Annotated in this window: 15 protein-coding genes and 1 pseudogene; 11 read left to right on the top strand and 5 right to left on the bottom strand. The window is 72.4% G+C overall.

Annotated features, from left to right (window positions below):
- Window positions 1-72 precede the first annotated feature (72 nt).
- The 3 genes from REH65_RS12730 to REH65_RS12720 are packed head-to-tail and all read left to right on the top strand — an operon-like array spanning window position 73 to window position 3,239.
- Window positions 73-1,077 (top strand): glycosyltransferase family 2 protein, encoded by a 1,005-nt coding sequence (locus REH65_RS12730; protein ID WP_406692584.1) that lies wholly within the window; start codon window positions 73-75, stop codon window positions 1,075-1,077.
- Window positions 1,040-2,518 (top strand): DUF2142 domain-containing protein, encoded by a 1,479-nt coding sequence (locus tag REH65_RS12725; protein WP_406692583.1) that lies wholly within the window; start codon window positions 1,040-1,042, stop codon window positions 2,516-2,518. Before REH65_RS12730 ends, REH65_RS12725 begins: the two co-directional genes overlap by 38 nt.
- 13 nt (window positions 2,519-2,531) lie before the next feature.
- A complete protein-coding gene (locus REH65_RS12720) occupies window positions 2,532-3,239 on the top strand; it encodes a class I SAM-dependent methyltransferase (RefSeq protein WP_406692582.1) in 708 nt (235 codons plus the stop codon).
- A gap of 13 nt (window positions 3,240-3,252) precedes the next feature.
- Here the strand turns inward: REH65_RS12720 and REH65_RS12715 are convergent, their stop codons facing one another.
- Together REH65_RS12715 and REH65_RS12710 are read right to left on the bottom strand one after the other, a co-directional pair.
- Entirely contained in the window at window positions 3,253-4,308 is a 1,056-nt protein-coding gene (locus tag REH65_RS12715) for a sodium:calcium antiporter (protein WP_406692581.1), read from the bottom strand.
- 128 nt (window positions 4,309-4,436) lie between these two features.
- Window positions 4,437-5,789, bottom strand: coding sequence for a LytTR family transcriptional regulator DNA-binding domain-containing protein (locus REH65_RS12710; protein ID WP_406692580.1), 1,353 nt, complete (start codon window positions 5,787-5,789; stop codon window positions 4,437-4,439).
- A 163-nt stretch (window positions 5,790-5,952) separates the two neighbouring features.
- Here REH65_RS12710 and REH65_RS12705 point away from each other — a divergent pair, with 163 nt between their 5' ends.
- The 3 genes from REH65_RS12705 to REH65_RS12695 all read left to right on the top strand — a co-directional run bounded on the left by REH65_RS12705 (window position 5,953) and on the right by REH65_RS12695 (window position 9,186).
- Window positions 5,953-6,462, top strand: coding sequence for a Chromate resistance protein ChrB (locus REH65_RS12705; protein ID WP_406692579.1), 510 nt, complete (start codon window positions 5,953-5,955; stop codon window positions 6,460-6,462).
- A gap of 59 nt (window positions 6,463-6,521) precedes the next feature.
- Window positions 6,522-6,938, top strand: a complete 417-nt coding sequence (locus tag REH65_RS12700; protein WP_406692578.1) for a YkvA family protein — start codon at window positions 6,522-6,524, stop codon at window positions 6,936-6,938.
- Between the two features lie 148 nt (window positions 6,939-7,086).
- Entirely contained in the window at window positions 7,087-9,186 is a 2,100-nt protein-coding gene (locus REH65_RS12695) for a BTAD domain-containing putative transcriptional regulator (RefSeq protein ID WP_406692577.1), read from the top strand.
- Window positions 9,187-9,194: 8 nt separating this feature from the next.
- On the opposite strand, the gene REH65_RS12690 is transcribed toward REH65_RS12695, so the two are convergent.
- Both REH65_RS12690 and REH65_RS12685 read right to left on the bottom strand, forming a co-directional pair.
- Window positions 9,195-10,487, bottom strand: coding sequence for a hypothetical protein (locus REH65_RS12690; protein ID WP_406692576.1), 1,293 nt, complete (start codon window positions 10,485-10,487; stop codon window positions 9,195-9,197).
- Window positions 10,481-11,536 carry a hypothetical protein gene (locus REH65_RS12685; RefSeq protein WP_406692575.1) on the bottom strand — a complete coding sequence of 352 codons (1,056 nt, stop codon included), beginning with the start codon at window positions 11,534-11,536 and terminating at the stop codon, window positions 10,481-10,483. The genes REH65_RS12690 and REH65_RS12685 overlap by 7 nt, the downstream gene beginning before the upstream one ends.
- A 439-nt stretch (window positions 11,537-11,975) precedes the next feature.
- On the opposite strand from REH65_RS12685, the gene REH65_RS12680 reads away from it, so the two are divergent.
- The 4 genes from REH65_RS12680 to REH65_RS12665 are packed head-to-tail and all read left to right on the top strand — an operon-like array spanning window position 11,976 to window position 16,019.
- Window positions 11,976-13,340, top strand: coding sequence for a condensation domain-containing protein (locus tag REH65_RS12680; RefSeq protein ID WP_406692574.1), 1,365 nt, complete (start codon window positions 11,976-11,978; stop codon window positions 13,338-13,340).
- A complete protein-coding gene (locus REH65_RS12675) occupies window positions 13,337-14,296 on the top strand; it encodes a condensation domain-containing protein (protein WP_406692573.1) in 960 nt (319 codons plus the stop codon). The genes REH65_RS12680 and REH65_RS12675 overlap by 4 nt, the downstream gene beginning before the upstream one ends.
- On the top strand, window positions 14,293-14,757 hold the full coding sequence (locus REH65_RS12670) for a hypothetical protein (RefSeq protein ID WP_406692572.1): 465 nt from the start codon (window positions 14,293-14,295) through the stop codon (window positions 14,755-14,757). The genes REH65_RS12675 and REH65_RS12670 overlap by 4 nt, the downstream gene beginning before the upstream one ends.
- 2 nt (window positions 14,758-14,759) lie before the next feature.
- On the top strand, window positions 14,760-16,019 hold the full coding sequence (locus tag REH65_RS12665; protein ID WP_406692571.1) for a condensation domain-containing protein: 1,260 nt from the start codon (window positions 14,760-14,762) through the stop codon (window positions 16,017-16,019).
- On the opposite strand, the gene REH65_RS12660 is transcribed toward REH65_RS12665, so the two are convergent.
- The gene (locus REH65_RS12660) at window positions 15,953-16,861 is read right to left on the bottom strand and encodes a LysR family transcriptional regulator (RefSeq protein ID WP_406692570.1); all 909 of its coding nucleotides are present in this window, start codon (window positions 16,859-16,861) and stop codon (window positions 15,953-15,955) included. The genes REH65_RS12665 and REH65_RS12660 overlap by 67 nt on opposite strands.
- Before the next feature lie 93 nt (window positions 16,862-16,954).
- Between REH65_RS12660 and REH65_RS12655 the strand changes: the two are divergent.
- A pseudogene (locus REH65_RS12655) lies at window positions 16,955-17,134 on the top strand (YybH family protein); the annotation flags it as partial.
- Window positions 17,135-17,140: the final 6 nt, after the last annotated feature.

Raw genomic sequence — 17,140 nt, 5'->3', positions numbered from 1 at the left:
ATCCGATCCACGGCCAGCGTGCACGAATGGACCGTGAATTCGCAAATAGCTTTCACAGTTTCGGGAGATTCCGTGTTCTCCTCCACGACCGAGCTGCGCCCGCTGCCCGAACCCGGCGGACCGCGGATCGCCGCGATCGTGCCCTGCCACAACGAGGCCCTGTCGGTGACCTCGGTCGTCCGCGACCTGCGCAAGGCCGTCCCCGGCATCACCGTCTACGTCTACGACAACAACTGCACCGACGGCACCGCCGAGATGGCCGAGCGAGCCGGGGCGATCGTGCGCCGAGAACGCCTCAAGGGCAAGGGCAACGTGGTCCGGCGGGCCTTCGCCGACGTCGACGCCGACGTCTACCTGCTCATCGACGGCGACGACACCTACGACGCCTCCCGCGCGGGAGAGCTCGTCGACGCGCTGCTGGAAGGCCCGTACGACCAGGTCATCGGCACCCGCACCGGCACGGCCTACCGGCGCGGCCACGCGGCGGGCAACCGCATGTTCAACCTGCTGGTCGGCTCGCTGTTCGGCATGCCGGTGCGCGACATGCTCAGCGGCTACCGGGTGCTGTCGCGGCGCTTCGTGAAGTCCTTCCCGGCCGCGTCGCGGGAGTTCGAGATCGAGACCGAGCTGACCGTGCACGCCATGAACCTCCGCGTCCCGCAGGTGGAGGTCCCGGTCGGGTTCAAGGAACGCCCCGAGGGCAGCGAGAGCAAGCTCCGCACGGTCCACGACGGCAGCCGCATCCTGTGGCTCATCGGCGAGCTCACCCGGCACGAGCGCCCGATGCTCTACTTCGGACTGATCTCGCTGGTGCTGGCGGTGCTCGGCCTGCTGCTCGGGCTCCCGGTGATCGCCGAGTTCGCCGAGACCGGCGTCGTGCCCCGGCTCCCCACGGCGATCTTGGCCTCCTCGCTGATGATCCTGGCCCTGCTGATGCTGGTCAGCGGCCTCGTGCTGGACGGCCTGCGCCGGTCCCGGCGGGAGGCGACGCGACTGGCCTACCTCGCCCTGCCCGCCCTCGGCGACGACGGAGATGAGAGTGACGAACACCGACACCACCGCGTTCGAGCACGTTGACGACGTCGCGGAACCCGCCGCGCCGCGGGTGCCCGAACCGCGTCGGCGGCGACCGAAGGACCCGTGCGGCCTGGTGTTCGTGGCGCTGAGCCTGCTGTTCGGCTGCGCGTTCGCGCTGATCACGCCACCGCTGTGGGGTTTCGACGAGGCCACGCACTTCTCCCGCGCCTACGCCGTCGACCACGGCCGCATCCTGCCGCAGCTGATCCCGGGCTCCGACGTCGTCTACGGCGGGCCCATCCCGGAGACCGTCGCCGAGCTGTCGCACTTCGCCGCCAACGGCTTCAACAACGTCCCCGCCTTCCCGGAGCACGGCGTCGCGCATCCGGAGACCTACGCCGAGTTGCTCGCCCAACCGCTCAACGCGCCGCTGGTGGACGTGGGGTTCGTCAACACCTCCTCGTACTCGCCGGTCGCCTACGTCCCCAGCGCCCTGGCGCTGCGCGCCGTCGAGGTCGTCGACGGTTCGGTGGGGCTGGCGCTGACGCTGATGCGGCTGGCCGACGTCCTGGCCTTCACCGGCGTCGTCTGGCTGACGCTGCGGGCGCTGCGCGGTCTGCGGTTCCGGTGGGTGGTGTTCGTGGTGGCGCTGATGCCGATGACGGTGTTCGTCGCCGGGATGATCACCGCGGACGCGCTCACCAACGCGTTGTCCCTGCTGTTCGGCGCGCTGTTCGTCAAGGCGGTCCTCCTCGCGAAGAGGCTGTCGCGGTGGGAGACCGCGCTGCTGTTCACGGCCGCGGTCCTGCTGCCGCTGGCGAAACCGACCTACGTGCTGCTGGTGCTGCTGCTGCCGCTCGTCCCGGGCTCGCGGATGGCCGCGCGCCGCTGGGCGGGCATCGCCGCGACCGCCGCCGGGGTCACCGGGTTCGGGATCTGGACGGCGCTGTCGGCGCGGACCAGCGAGGGCATGCACGTCATGCGCCCGAACGAGGTCGTCGACCCCGGTCTGCAGGTGCAGTACCTGCTCACCCACCTCACCGACGTGCCCGGGCTGCTGGCCAGGACCTTCGCGGCGCAGGAGCAGGGGATCGTCACCGGGTTCTTCGGCGTGTTCGGCAGCAGCTTCGTGCTGGCCCCGGCCACGGCCGGGCTGGCGACGCTGGCAGCGGGCGCGCTGGCGTTCGGCATCACCGATCGGATGCGCGCTACCCGCGCGCAGTGGATCACCTCCGCCGGGTTCGTGCTGGTCAGCGCGGCGGCGCTGTTCGGCACGCTCTACCTGGAGTTCAGCCCGGTCGGCCAGTACCAGATCGAGGGCGTGCAGGGCCGCTACTTCCTGCCGCTGGTGGTCATCGCCGTCGCGGTCCTGGCGCGGGTGATCCCGCTGCGCCTGGAGATCCCGCGCGCCCGGCTGCTGCGCGGGACCGAGGTGGCCATCGTGGTCCTGGTGTTCTACGCGCTGCTCTCCAGCGCCTTCAAGTACGAATTCCTCCTCTAGGAAAGGGAGATCGATGACGCAGATCAGCGGCGACACCCACCTGCAGTCCGACGCGCTGGAGGACCTGACCTCGGCGGTCAACTACCGGAAGTGGTTGTGCTCGCTGGGTTTCCCGCACTTCGGCGACGACGTGCTGGAGATCGGTTCGGGCCTGGGGCACTACGCGTCGGAGTGGGCCGACATGGGCGCCCGGATCACCGCCAGCGAAGCCGACGAGAGCCGCCTGCGCACGCTGCGGAAGCGCTTCGCCCACGACGCCCGGGTGACGGTCCGCGAGCTGACGGTGCCGATCTCCGAGACCGCCGACTACTCCTCGGTCGTGGCCTACAACGTCCTGGAGCACATCGAGGACGACGTGGCAGCGCTGCGCTCGTTCTCCGGCCTGCTTCGGCACGGCGGCGCGATCGTGCTGGTCGTGCCCGCGTTCGAGTTCGCGATGAGCCGGTTCGACCGAGCGATCGGGCACCACCGCCGCTACCGCGCGGCCGGGCTCGCCCGGGCGCTCACCGAGGCGGGCCTGACCGTCGAGCACTGCCACTACATCAACGGTCCCGGCCTGCTGGCCTGGTACGTGACCTGCAGGCTGCTGGGCGGGCGCCCGAAGGAGGGGCCGATGCTCACCGCCTACGACAAGCTCTACGTGCCCGTCGAACGCCGCATCGAGTCCCGCCTGCGGATGCCGTTCGGCCAGTCGGTCTTCGCCGTGGCCCGCCGCCCGTGAGACGCGCCGGCGATCAGTCGAGTTCGACGGGGGCGATGCCGAGGACGCCGTAGCTGACCGCCCAGTACAGGACGTAGCCGGCGAGCAGGACCACGCCGTGCCAGCGGCGCAGGTAACCGGTGGACAGGAAGTAGGCGGCCAGCGCCGTGAGCACCACCAGCGCCGGGAGGTGCCATCGCAGCACGCTCGAGTCGACCACCAGCCCCCCGGCCAGCAGGATGATGCCGAGCTTGCCGGTCACCGAGAACAGCACGCTGCCGATGACGTTGCCGACGCCGATCTCCGGAGCACCGCGCCGGGCGGGTTCGACGGTGAGGAAGATGTCCTCGACGGTCAGCACCAGCGTCGCGATGGTCGCGCCGAACAGGGTGCCCTCCAGGCCGAACTCCTCCAGGACGCCCTCGGTGCCCATCCCGGTCGCCGAGGCGCCCACGATGAGGCCGACCAGGGCGAGCAGGGCCAGTCCGGCACCGGCCCAGCCGGAGAGCCTGCGGGCCGAGGCGAAGGGCATCTGGTCGGCGAACCCGGGCTGCTTGGGCACGTCGGGCGGCAGCTCGGCCACGGCCGTACCGCCGCGGTCGCGGGTCGAGGCGAACGCCTCGTAGAGCTCCGCGTCGCGGAACACCGGCTGCGAGCTGCGGGACTCGCGGACCACGACGTAGCCGAGGAACGCCGCGAACAGCGCCAGCAGCACCACACCGGTCAGTGCGGTCATCGGCACGAACGCCACGAATCCCACCAGCACCAGGGGCGCGCAGGCGAACAGCGCCAGGTAGTCGCGCGGGATGTTCACCTTCGTCGGGGTGAGCAGCGCGGCGACGGCCAGCACGACGCCCGGCAGCGACAGGGCGGTGCCGAACACGATGCCGAGCGCGACCCCGTCGAGGTCCTCCAGGTTGAGCGCCACGCCGAGGAAGATGTCGTCGAACTCGATGCCGGTGAAGATGATCGCCAGCAGGAACAGCGAAATCCGCAGTCCCGCAGCCATTCCCACGAGGTAGCCGACCAACTTCTCCGCGCTGTAGATCAGCAGGGCCGCACCGGCGGCGAAGACGAGCATCGATTCCATGACACCTCGAATCCTCGTGCCGACGGGAGCTCACAACACCATGGAGCGGCCGGAACCGACGGGCAACCTTCCGCGCCACGGGCGGGAGATCATCCGCAACGAGCGGCCGCGATCCCGGAACGGGCGGTCTAGACGCCCAGGATGCGCCGCACCTGCGGCACGTGCCTGCGGGCGACCGGGATGAACTCCGGCGCGCGCGGGTCGGTGATGAGCAGCAGCTCGCCCCGGCCACCGCGTTCGAGTTCGGCGACGCGGCGCATGTTGACCAGGAAACGCCGGTGCACGCGGCAGAAACCGTGCGGCGTCAGGACCTCGTCGACGTGGTCGAGACCGCGCATCGCGGCCTGGATCCGGCCCCGGTCGGTGCTCAGCCACACGGTGTTGCGGTCGGCCTCGGCGTAGCGGATCTCGGCGGGCATCAGCACGACCAGCCGTTCGTTGCGCAGGCCGATGATCCGGTCCGGCGCGGGGGAGGGGACGTGGTCGCCGCGCGGGGTGTGCGGTTCGCCGTCGGCGACGCCAAACTCGCAGGTGAACCCGACCAGCCGGTCCTCGACGTGCAGCGGCCGCAGGGTGATCGGCCGTTCTCCGGAGGGCGTGGTGAGGAGCGCGGACCCGGTCCAGTCGGGGGCGCCGGAGGCGCGTCCGGCCGCCCACGCGACCACTGTGGACAGTTCGGCGGCATCGGGTTCCCGGCGGTCACCGGGGGCGATCATCGGGGTCGATCCGGGGAGTCCGAGCAGTTCGGCGGCGGCGTCGTTGCCGATGACGGCGCGCCCGCCGACGTCCACGCCCAGCAGCGGGTTCCGGGTCCGGGGCTGCTGATCGGCGAACGCGGCGACCAGCCGCCGCCCGTCGGCCACGGCGCGCTGGTGCAGCTCGGCCTCGACGCCGCGCGCCGCGCGCTCCAGCCACCCGGTCGTCCGGTCGGACAGCGGTTCGCCCCAGCGGGAGATGTCGAGCATCCCGATCGGTGCGCCGGTGACGACGTCGCGCACGGCGATGCCCGCGCAGGCCCAGTCGTGGAAGCCCTCGCACCAGTGCTCGGCGCCGGTGACGGTCACCGCCCCGGTGGTCTCCAGGGCGGTGCCCAGGCCGTTGGTGCCGGTGGTGTCCTCGGCCCAGGTGGCGCGCGGGGCGAGGTTGCTGGCCTCGGCGCGGCGCTGCGCCTCCGGGTCGCCGTAGCTGGCCAGGACGCGGCCGGAGCCGTCGGCGACCGCGATGAGACCGCCGGAGCTCTCCATCTCCTGCCCGGCGATGGCGGCGAGCCCGCCGAGCTCGGCGAGGACGACCTCCTGCTCCAGGCAGTGGTCGGCGTGCTCGGGCGCGGCGGGCGCGATGCGCAGCGCCGGATCGACGTCGTAGCGGTCGCGGCAGCGCGACCAGGAGGCGAGGATCTCCGGGCGCACACCCGCTGCGACGTCGCGGCCGGCGGCGAAGTCCTCCCGCGCCCGCGCCACGGGTTCCGCGCTGATCGTCACCGGTAGCCACCTGCCCATCGCGAACGCAGCATCACCGTGACCCCCATCACAGGCTAGCGATCTCAGCTCACCGGCTCAACCCGTCTGCGCAGGCCACGGGGTTGCGAGATCCGCGCGCCGCCCGGTGCGGGAGACTGGGGGAGTGACTGGTGGGGCGTGGTTGATGCTGGTGTACAGGGTGCCGGGCGAGCCCTCGCGGCTGCGGGCGACCGTGTGGCGACGGCTCAAGGCGGCCGGGGCGGTGTACCTGGCGAACTCGGTGGCGGTTCTGCCGTCCTCGGTCGAGGCGGAGCGGACGTTGCGCAAGCTCCGCGCCGAGATCGAGGGCATGGGCGGCACCGGGCAGTTGCTGCGGGCCGAGGCCCTGGCCGGGCAGGACGAGGTCGTCGCCGCGTTCAACGCCGCCCGCGACGCCGAGTACGACGAGGTCCTGTCGCGCTGCGAGGACTTCCAGGCCGAGCTCGACAAGGAGTCCGCGGCGAGCAAGTTCACCTACGCGGAGCTGGAGGAGAACGAGGAGGACCTCGCCAAGCTCCGCCGCTGGATGGACAAGATCCGCTCCCGCGACACCCTCGGCGCACCCCGCGGCGAGCAGGCCGTGGAGGCCGTCGAGCGCTGCGCGCAGGCACTGGACGCCTTCGCGGAGCGCGTCTACGCGGCCGAGGCGGAGTGATCTGGTGCCATCTCTCACTGGCACTACCAGCGAAGTCTAACCGCCGTTACACTTCAGGAATGACGCTCGTGACCATCCTCCTGTCTCTGGCCGCGGGGCTGCTGCTGGCGTGGCTGGCGCTCGTGGTGGTCCTGCTCGTGATGTGCCCGCGCAAGGGCATGCTGACCGAGGCGCTGCGGCTGCTGCCGGACACGCTGCGGCTGCTGCGCAGGCTCGCCGCCGACCCCGGCATGCCGCGCGGCGTGCGGTTCCGGCTCGGCGCGCTGCTGGCCTACCTCGCGCTGCCGTTCGACCTGGTGCCCGACTTCGTCCCGGTGCTGGGCTACGCCGACGACGCCATCGTCGTCGTGGCGGTGCTGCGCTCGGTGGTCCGCAAGGCCGGTCCGGAGGCCGTCCAGCGGCACTGGCCGGGTTCCGACGAGGGTTTCGCGGCGCTGTCGCGGCTGGCCGGATTGCGCGCGCACGCGGTGGATTAGAGCGGATTTCTCGTTTTTGGAATACTCCACTGGAAACATCGGGCAGTTTCGGAAGAAACACCGCCGCATTTCTTGCGCGCGCACCCCGAACCCGAGGAAACTCGGAAGATCGGCGTGACCTCGTTCTCTGCGTGGGGGTGGAATTCCGTTGCGGTTCGACGTGCTGGGACCGGTTCGGGTGCGGCACGGCACCGTGGAGGTACCGGTTCCCGGTCTGCTGCGGCAACGTCTGCTCGGGCTGCTCCTCGCGCACGCCAACACCCCGGTTTCCGCCGAGTGGTTGTCGACGGCGCTGTGGGGCGGCGAACCCGAGCGCCGCGGCGGCAGCAAGCTGCACCTGCTGGTGCACCGGCTGCGCAAGACCCTCGGCGAACCCGAGCGCCTGGTCTCCGACGCGGGCGGGTACCTGCTGCAGGTCGAGCCCGACGAACTCGACTCTGAGCGGTTCGAGACTCTGCTGGACCTCGCCGAGCGCAACTTCGACCCGCAGCGCCGCGCCGACCTGTTGCGCCAGGCCCTGCGGTTGTGGCGCGGAGCGCCGTACCAGGACCTCGACCTGGCCGAGCTCGCCGGTGAGGCGCAGCGCATCGAGGAACGCCGGCTGGTCGGGCTCGAACAGCTGCACGCGGCCGAACTCGACTGCGGCAGGCACTCCTTCATCATCGCCGAGCTCTCCGATCTGGTGCGCGAGAACCCGCTGCGGGAACGCCTGCACGCCCTGCTGATGACTGCGCTGTACCGCGCCGGACGGCAGGCCGACGCGCTGGCGGTCTACCGCCGCGCCCGCCGCACGATGGTCGACGAGCTCGGGCTGGAACCCGGTCCCGCACTGCGCGATCTGGAGCAGCGCATCCTCGCCGGCGAGCACATCGAGTTCGAGCCGCCGACCGCGCGGCCACCGACGCGACCGGCCCAACTCCCGCACGACGTACCGGGTTTCGTCGGTCGCGACGCCGAGCTCGCCGAGCTCGACCGGCTCGGCGAGAAGGCCGAGGTGCCGATCGCGGTCGTCGCGGGCACCGCCGGTGTCGGCAAGTCCGCGCTGGTGACGCACTGGGCGCACGCCGCCCGGGAGCGCTTCCCCGACGGCCAGCTCTACGTCGACCTCCGCGGCTACGGCCCGGACCAGCCGCTGACGACCACCGAGGTGCTCGCCGGATTCCTGCGCGCGCTGGGCATCCCGGGCGACGCGATCCCCGCCGACGCCACCGAGCGCGCCGCCCGCTTCCGCACCGTCGTCGACCAGCGGCGGATGCTCATCGTGCTGGACAACGCCGCCGCACCGGGTCAGATCCGGCCGCTGCTGCCCGGCACCCCCACCAGCTTCGTGGTCGTCACCAGCCGCGATTCGCTGTCCGGGCTCACCGCCCGCGACGGCGCCTACCGGCTGGTCCTCGACCGCATGGACTCCGACGAGGCGCACGCGCTGCTCACCGACCGGCTCGGCGAGCAGGTGATGGGCGCCGACACCTCGCGGCCGCTGATCGAGCGCTGCGCGCGGCTGCCGCTGGCGCTGCGGGTCGCCGCCGAGCGCATCCACCAGAGCAGCAGCCGCGACGTCTCCGAACTGCTGGAAGAGCTCACCGACGAGCAGCGCGGACTCGACGCGCTCGACACCGGCGACGAGCACACCTCGGTGCGCGCGGTGTTCTCCTGGTCCTACCGCAACCTGCCCGACGACGCGGCCCGCCTGTTCCGGCTCTACGGCTTCACCTGCCGCCACGCCGGGCACCGCATCGGCGTCTTCGCGCTCACGGCCCTGCTGGGCTGCGACGACGTGCAGACCACCCGGCGGCTGCTGGACGTGCTGGTGCGGGCGCACCTGCTCACCGAGGTCAGCTACGGCCGCTACGAGATGCACGGGCTGCTCGGCGACTACGCCGCGGAGCTCGCCGAGCTGGAGCAGGACCGGCCGGCGATCGTGGCCCGGCTGCTCGGCTTCTACCTGCACACCGCCGACCAGGCGATGCGCATCCTGCACCCCGGCCGCGACCCCGACGCGGGCGGCCTGCCGCGCCCGGTGGCGATGCCGACCCTGTCGAACCAGGAGTCGGCGGTGAAGTGGCTGGACACCGAGCGCCCCAACCTCATGTGCGCCGCGGAGAGCGCCGCGAAGGCGGGCATGCAGGACCTGGTCACCGTCCTGTTCCGGATGCTGCACGGCTACTTCGCCGACGGCGACCGCTACTACGACGACGCGCGGCGCCTCGAAACCCTCGCCGGAGGAGCGATCCCGGACGACTGCTGAGCGGGCGGTCACCAGGGGGTGGCGGGGATCGACCAGGTGGCGAGGGTGTTCGCCGCGTGGTCGCGCAGGGTTCGGGCGTCCGGGAAGTGATCGGGGTCGAGGGCCAGGACCGCGAGGGTGAGCGTGCCGCCGGTGCGGGTGAGCCAGGCCGTGAGACCGCCGCCGCGGGCTCGGAGGAGGGCGGGGCTGGTGCCGCCCGTGAGCGACCGCATCATGACCGAGGTGGCCGGAAAACCCGTGGGAGCAGCGAATTCTCGGGGGAGTTCGCCGAGGTTCGAGCACAGGCACAGCGGAACCGGGGAGTTCTCGGCGGTTCTGGCGACGACCGCGTCGGGCAGGAGCTGGACCAGCGGTTCCAGCAGGCGCGTCGGGCTCTCCTCCGCCGCTGAGGCGAAAGCCCGCTTGCTGGCGGCGCGGATGGCGGCGAGGTCGGTGACGCGGCCGCCTGCCGGGGTGACGGCGAGGGAGACACCGGTGGTGGCGTTGGAGCGGTCGTCGTCCTCGCGGCGGGTGCTGACCGGCAGCGACACCTTGATCGGCGCGTCCGGCGAGACACGCCCGGAAGCCAGCAGGATCTCGGTGAGGACCGCGATGAACAGCGTGTTCGCCGAGCCTCCGCGCGCGGCGGCGGCGACGTCCCACGCCTCGGCGTCGCAGTCGAAGACCGCGCACGGCGGGCGCGCCGGGGTCTCGTCGCCTGCGCGCTCGCGGGTCCGGGACGTCTGCGTGCCCGGCGGCAGCGGTGCGCCCTTCGGGGCGCGCGCGGCCCGCAGCACGCCCCGCCCGGCGCGGAGGAGCTGTCCGCCCGCGTCGCGGACGTCGTCCCACCACCGCACCGGTGTCGGAGCCGGACGTCCGGCGCGGACGCCGCGCACCGCCTCGACGACCGCGTTCACGTGCACGCCGCCGTCGCCGACGACGTGCGAGACGACCAGCGACAGCACCGATCCGCCCGCTGCGGTGGGCGCGCAGGCCAGCCGCCAGCCGGGACCGCGCACGGGATCCAGGCGCTTCTCCGCCTCGGCATCGGCCCAGGTCAGCACGTCCTCGACGGGCTCAGTACGCACCGCCACCGGCGGTACCGCCTCCGACGGCACCCAGCGCGCCCGCGCGCCCGGGACGGCGCCGCGCACCACGCGCCTGCCCAGCCGCCCGGTGCCCAGCCGGTGGGCGAGCTCGTCGAGCTCGGCGGTGTCCAGAGCGCGGTCGAAGCGCCACACGCTCTGGTTGGTGACCGGGATGCCCAGCACCCGCTCGGAGCGCAGGAACAGGTCGTCGTCGAAGGTCAGCCGGTTCACCACGCGCGCACCACGACTCCCCACGACGCGAACTCCGCGACCACGAGCTCGCGCAGCTCCTCGACCCCGCTGATCCGCCCGGGAGCCAGCCCGCACACCGAGATCGTGCTGCGCTCGCCGCTGTCGCTGAGCCACCCGGTGACGCCGTCGCCGATGGTGGCGACCTCCTCGGGCCCGGCGCCGGGGTAGTGGGCGGTGGCCGACGCGCTGCGCACCGGAGCCCCGCACAGCTCGCCGGGCAGGCGACCGACGTTCGAGGCCAGCACCGTCGCCGCAGGTGGTGGCGGCAGTCGGCGCACCACGGCGTCCGGCAGCATCTGCAGCAGCGCCAGCGGCTGCGCGGCCGAGGAACTCGCCGCGAGCCGCTGGTAGGCGCGCTTGCACTCGGCCTTGACCTCGGCGAGGTCCTGCTCCTCCAGCACCGACCGGTCCAGGCCCGCGACGGCGATGCGGGTCGAGTTCGCCCGCGCGTCACCGGGTTCCCGCCCGCTGACCGGCAGCGCCGCCGGGAGGACGTCGCCGGCGCACCCGGCCGCGGCGGCGACCCGCGAGAGGGCCGCGACGAACAGCGAGTTGACCGAACCTCCGTGCGCGGCAGCGGTTCTCGCGAGCTCGTCGCTGCCGCACTCGACGACGACGTGCGGCACCCGCCACCCCTCCGGGGCCTGCGGCGGGACGGGCCTGGTCGGCGGGGACGACTTCTCGCCGCGCTGCCGGGTGATCGCCCAGCGCACGGCGGTCCTCAGCTGCCTCCCGCCGTCGGCGAGATCGTCGAGCACCGTCGGGATCAGCCCGTCGCGCTCGGCCACCGGGGCCGGGGTTCCGCCGTCGGCGCGGACCACGGCGTCGAGCAGCGCGGCGCCGTCGGCGATCGCGTGCGCCGCCACCAGCGACAGCACCGCGCCTCCGTCGGTGGTGCGGGCGAACGACAGCTCCCAGCCGCGTCCCGCAGCCGGGTCGAAGTCCGCGGACACCCGCCCGTCGAGCCAGCCGAGCACGTCTGTCACCGGCTCCGGTTCGACGTGCAGCGGGGTGCGGCCGGACGCGCGCACCCACCTGTCCCGGGCGGCCGGGAACCACGCCCGTTCCACTTTCCGGGAAAGCGCGCCCTTCGCGATTCCTTCATGGAAATTTTTCACGCTGGACATATCGGGCGGGGTGTCGAATCGCCAGCCGAACTGGTTTATCGCGGGTGTTCCGAGTCCCCGATGGCGCCGCATGAACAGATCGTCGGCGAATTCGAGTCTTGCTGAGCGGGAAATGACGCCTCCTGCGGTGGAAAACCCCGAGCGAAGGCGCGTTTCACCAGCTTGAAACAACGCGCGTCGAGGTGGTACCGATTGTGGCCAATGCTCGTCCGAGCATGAAACCGACAATGCGGTGACCATCAACACACTCGATTGGGCGTGTGTTGTGGGGATACTCTGCGGCCCTGCGGTCAACGGTGATTGCGCGTGGGGCACTTGCTGAAATACCGGGGGAGATCGCGACGTGGAATACACCGAATTAGCTGACTACCCGCTGCCCGACGGCGCGGTCACCACGTGGTCCCCGGTGTGCGCCCCGGAGTCGTGGACCGACGACGACCGCAGGCTCACCCACGACCACGAGGCGCACCTCGCCTCGGCCGCGGACGGCTCCTGGATCGGCTCGGTGCTGCGCATCCCGCTGCGCCACGACGCCGGAGCCCTGCGCCGCGCCCTGCGCGCCTGGATCGCCCGGCACGAGGCCCTGCGCACCACGGTCAGCCGCGACGGCGAGTCCTCCTGGCGGCGCCACCTCGTCGCCGAGGACGCCGTGGACGTCGACCCGCAGCCGCGCGGTGAGCTGACCGGTTCGGCCGCCCACGACCTCATCGCGGACTTCTTCGCCGGGGTCACCCCGGATCGCTGGCCGCACTGCCGTTTCGCCACCGTCGTCGGCGACGACGGGTTCGTGCTGGCCTTCGGCGCCGACCACAGCGTCATGGACGCCTACTCGCAGCTGCTGTTCTTCGGCGAGATCGTCGAGCTCTACGAGCGCGCGCTGGCCGGGGACCGCGACGGTGAGATGGCCGCGCTCGACGTCGGCAGCCACGTCGACCACAGCGCCGCCGCCCGCTCCCTGTCCGAGGTCGTCGACGCCGAGCACCCGGTGGTGGCGCACTGGCGCGAGTTCCTGCACGACGGCGAGTTCCCGGCGATGGAAGGCGCATCGCCGCAGGTCCCCGCGTCGTCGGAGCTGCCGCAGCACTCGCTGTCGCGGTGGGCGGTCCGGCCCGCCGACGCCGACCGCATGGAACGGCTGTGCTCGAACCTGGGCACCGGGCCGCAGTCGGGCGTGTTCGCCGCGATCGCCCTGGCGATGCGGGAGCGGACCGGCTCCGAGCGGCTGCGGTTCGTGCTGCCGATGCACACCCGCAGCGACCGGCGGCACGCCGGTGCCGTCGGCTGGTACGTGGGGTTGTGCCCGGTGGACGTCGACCTGGGCGGCGTCACCGACTTCGGCGAGGTCGTCGCCCGCACCCGCGCCGGCATCTCCGGTGGACGCGGTTGCGTGAAGACCTCCTTCGCCCGCGTCGCCGACATCCTGGAGCTAGACGCCGAGCCGCGCTTCGTCATGTCCTACGTGGACGTTCGCAAGGTGCCCGGCTCCGAGCGCTGGCCCGAGTGGAACGCCCGCGCCCTGCGCAGCCCCGAACCCAGCCGCGACGAGGTCTACCTGTGGCTGGTGCACTCCGACGAGGGCATCAGCGTCTCGGCCCGCTGCGGCCGCTCCGAGCGCTCGCTGCTCGCGGTCGAGAGCCTGATCACCGGGTTCGAGAAGACGTTCACCGAGGTCCTGGGCGCGCCCGAGGCGTTGGAGGTGGGTGCGTGAAGCTCGCCGCGATGGCCGACTGGCGCACCGCGCCCGGCCGCGTCCTGCGCTGGACGCCGACCGCCGCGGCCCGCGCGGCCGCCGCCGACGCCCCGGTCGATCCGGGCCCGCCGTCGGACCTGCAGTCGGATCACCTGGGCGCGTTCCGCGCCTTGGGGCGGAACCGGGCGTGGACCGGGGTGGCCACCGACGTCGACGGCGACCTGGACCGGGCCGCGATGACCCGCGCCCTGCGGCGGCTCGTGCGCTCCCACGGCGGTTTCCGCACCTGGTTCGACCTGTCCGGTCCGGAACCGGTGCGTCACCTGGTGCCCGCCGACGCCGTCGACTTCGAGGTCGAGGAGATCGCTGCCGAGGACCTCTCTGCCGGTGAGGGCGACTGGGATTCGGCGTTGCAGGAGCACCTGGCCGCGCGCTTCGACGAGGAGTGCACGCCCGACTCCTGGCCCGGGTTCGCCCTCGGCGTCGTCGAGCGGCCCGGCGGGTTCGGCCTGTTCTGGGGCTGCGACCACGCCTTCACCGACGGTGCCTCGCAGATCCTGCTCGGCTCCGAGCTCGCCGACCTCTACGCCGCCGAGCTCGCCGAGCCCGGTGGACCGGAGGTCGTCGAGGGCGCGCTGCCGAAACCCGAGGAGCGCGGGGACTTCCGCGACTACGTGGAGGAACAGCGCGAGGCCGCAAGGGGTTTCACCGCCGACTCGCCGGAGGTCCGCGAGTGGGTGCGGATGGTGTCGTCCCACGGCAACCGGCTGCCCCGGTTCCCGCTGCCGCTGGGGCTCGACGAGGGCGAGAAGGCGCCGGTGCGCATCCGCACCCTCACCTTCCTCGAAGGCGACGAGGTCGCCGCGTTCGACCGGGCTTGCAAGGAGGCGGGTGCGCGGATCAGCGGCGGGGTGTTCGCGGCGGGGCCGCCACCGAGCGGGAGCTGGCCGGGCGGGACCGCTACTTCGGCATGACGGTGCTCAGCACCCGCGATCGCGGCCCGTACTCGCGGTCGCAGGGCTGGTTCTGCACCTTCGCCCCGGTCGAGTTCGAGGTCGGCGACGCCGGTTTCGGCGAGCTCGCGCACCGCGCGCAGGAGGCGCTGCGCCACGCCAAGCGGCTCGCGCAGGCCCCCGTTCACCTGGTCGTCGACACCCTGCTGCGCAGCGGCACCTGCACCCCGGCCGACATCGGCAGCCCGCAGCTGCTCTCGTACCTGGACCTGCGCTGGTTCCCCGGCGCGGGCCGCCCGGCGGACGAGCGCGGAGTGCACTTCACCGGCACCGGCCGCACCTCCAACGCCTCCATGTGGATCAACCGGGACGCGGACAGCCTCTACCTGCTGGCCCAGGTCCCCGACACGGACCAGGCCCACGACGCGGTCGAGACCTACCACCACCGCCTGCGGGAGACCTTCCGCAGCGCAGCCACCTGACCGTGCACGTCACCGCGGCCGACCTCTGGCACATCCCCCCGGGCGAGGTCCGCGCCTGGACAGCCACCCCGACCAGCACCCCGGAGCCGGCCACCCTCTCCGTCAACCAGCGCAACCACCTCGCCTCCGCGGCAGCGGGTCACCCCACGATCTGGCTGGCAGCCACCTTCGAGGTGGAAGGGCCGATCGACGAGCGATCCCTCACCGAAGCCTTCAAAGCCCTCCTCACCAGGCACGATTCCCTGCAGTACGAGTTCCACCCCGACACCGCCACCGCCGTCCGCCACGACCCCGGTCACTTGACCGTCCGCCCGATCCCCCTCCCACCCGAATCGAACAGCGCAGGCGTCGAGGCGCCGCGGGTGCGGGCGTTGCTGGATCGGGAGTGCGCGCCGTCGACGTTCCCGGCGTTCGCGCTGGTAGCGGTGTCGCGGCCGGGGCGTTCGACGGTGGTGTGCGGTTTCGACCACGCGCACGTGGACGCTCACTCGATCGCGTTGATCGCGAGGGATCTCCACGCGCTCTACACCGGGGCCGAGCTACCGGTGGCGGGGAGCTTCGCCGCGCGGGTCGCGGAGTGGTCGCGGCCGTCCGAGGCGTCCGGGCCCGCGATGGCGAGTTGGCGCGAGTTCCTGGACGCCGTTGATCACCGGTTGCCGGTGTCGCCGGTGAGGACCGGTGTGCCGGAAGGGGGAACGGCGGAGCAGGTCACGGATCGGCGGCTGCTGGCCGATTCCGGGGCCGTCGCCGCGCTGAGCGAGGTCGCCCGCGGATCGGGCACCACGACCTTCGGGGCATTGCTGTCGACGATGGCCTCCGCCGCGGGGGAGGTGCTGCCGGTGCTGGTGCCGGTGCAGACGCGGGAGCCGGAGGACGCCGACGCGGTCGGCTGGTTCACCACCACGGTCCCGGTCTGGGCCGATCCCGACCTGGCCCGCATGGGCGAGCACCTGCGCCGAGCCCGCGAGCGAGCCGAACCGCCGCTGGACCAGGTCCTCGCCTCGCTCCCGCGCCCGTTGCGCGCCGACCGCCGCGACGTGTTCATGGTCTCCTACATCGACTACCGAAGGCTCCCGAAAACCCCAGCAGCGCAGCACGTCTCAGGAACAGCCCCCGCGGACGACGTGCAGCTCTGGCTCTCCCGCACCGACGACGGCGTTCACGTCCGCACCCGCTACCCGAACACCCCCGGAGCTCACCGCGGGGTCACCTCACTGCTGGAGACCTGGTCGTCCGAAATCCGAAAAGCCGTGCGGCAGTAGCGGATCAGCTCCCGCGCAGCGGCGCTCGCGCCAGGTCGCCAGGCGAGCGCCAGCAGGGCGGGCTCGCGGGCATCGGTGATCGGCAGCGGCGTGAGCGCGTCGAACTCGGCCGCCATCGACTCGCTGAGGACCGCCACGCCGAGCCCGCGCGCCGCCAGATCCGCGATCGCCCCCGCCGCACTCGCCTGCAACGCGATCACCGGCTCGACGCCGCGCGTCGCGCAGGCCCGGTCGAACACCGCCCGCAGCCCGGTGCCCGGCGGCATGCACACCACGGGGTGCGCGGCGAGCTCAGCGAGCGACACCTCGGGTCCGACCAGCTCGTGACCCGGTGGGACGGCCGCGACCAGCGGTTCCGCGACGACCGTGAGGCAGTCCAGCCCCTCGGGTCGGGTCTCGGCGCCGATGAGCGCGAGGTCGAGCGACCCGGTGCGCACGTCGTGGACGAGCCGGTCCGAGTTGTCCTCCCGCAGCGACAGCTCCACCCCCGGATGCGATTCGTGGAAGGCCGCCAGGGCGTCGAACAGCGGCGTCACCGCGCACCCGATGACCATCCCGATGCCAAGGTTCCCGCGTAGCAGCCCGGTGATCTCCCCGACGGCCTGCCCCACGGCTCCCGCCGCGGCGAGCGCCGCCCGCGCGTGCTCCAGCGCGGCCTCGCCCGCCGCGGTCAGCTCCGCCGACCGCCCGGACCGGTCGAACAGCTCGGTCCCCAGCTCCTTCTCCAACCGGCGGATCTGCGCGCTCACCCCGGACTGGCTGATGTGCACGCGCTGCGCCGCCCGGGTGAAGTTCCGCTCCTCGGCCACGGCCACGAAGTACTCCAGCTGCCGCAAGTCCATAACCGGTGATTCTAGTTCTCATCACAACCAGCTGTTGGACTTCTACCTGAGCTCGGAGCAGCCTGGACCCAGAACCCGAGAGGAGACAACGCCGTGCGCGAGAAGGCCCGCGAACCCGAAGACCTCACCCGCCTGTTCGTCGAACGCAGCAACGCCGGAGATGCCGAAGGCGTCGCCGAGCTCTACGAACCCGACGCCGTCATGGCCTACCCGCCCGGCGAAACCACGGTCGGGCGCGCGGCCATTCGAGCTCTCTGGGAGGAGGTCCTCGCCCACAAC

Origin of the sequence: Saccharopolyspora sp. ID03-671 (assembly GCF_045278815.1) — a bacterium.
Classification (GTDB): Bacteria; Actinomycetota; Actinomycetes; order Mycobacteriales; family Pseudonocardiaceae; genus Saccharopolyspora; species Saccharopolyspora ipomoeae.
This window is presented reverse-complemented; position numbering and strand designations above follow the sequence as displayed.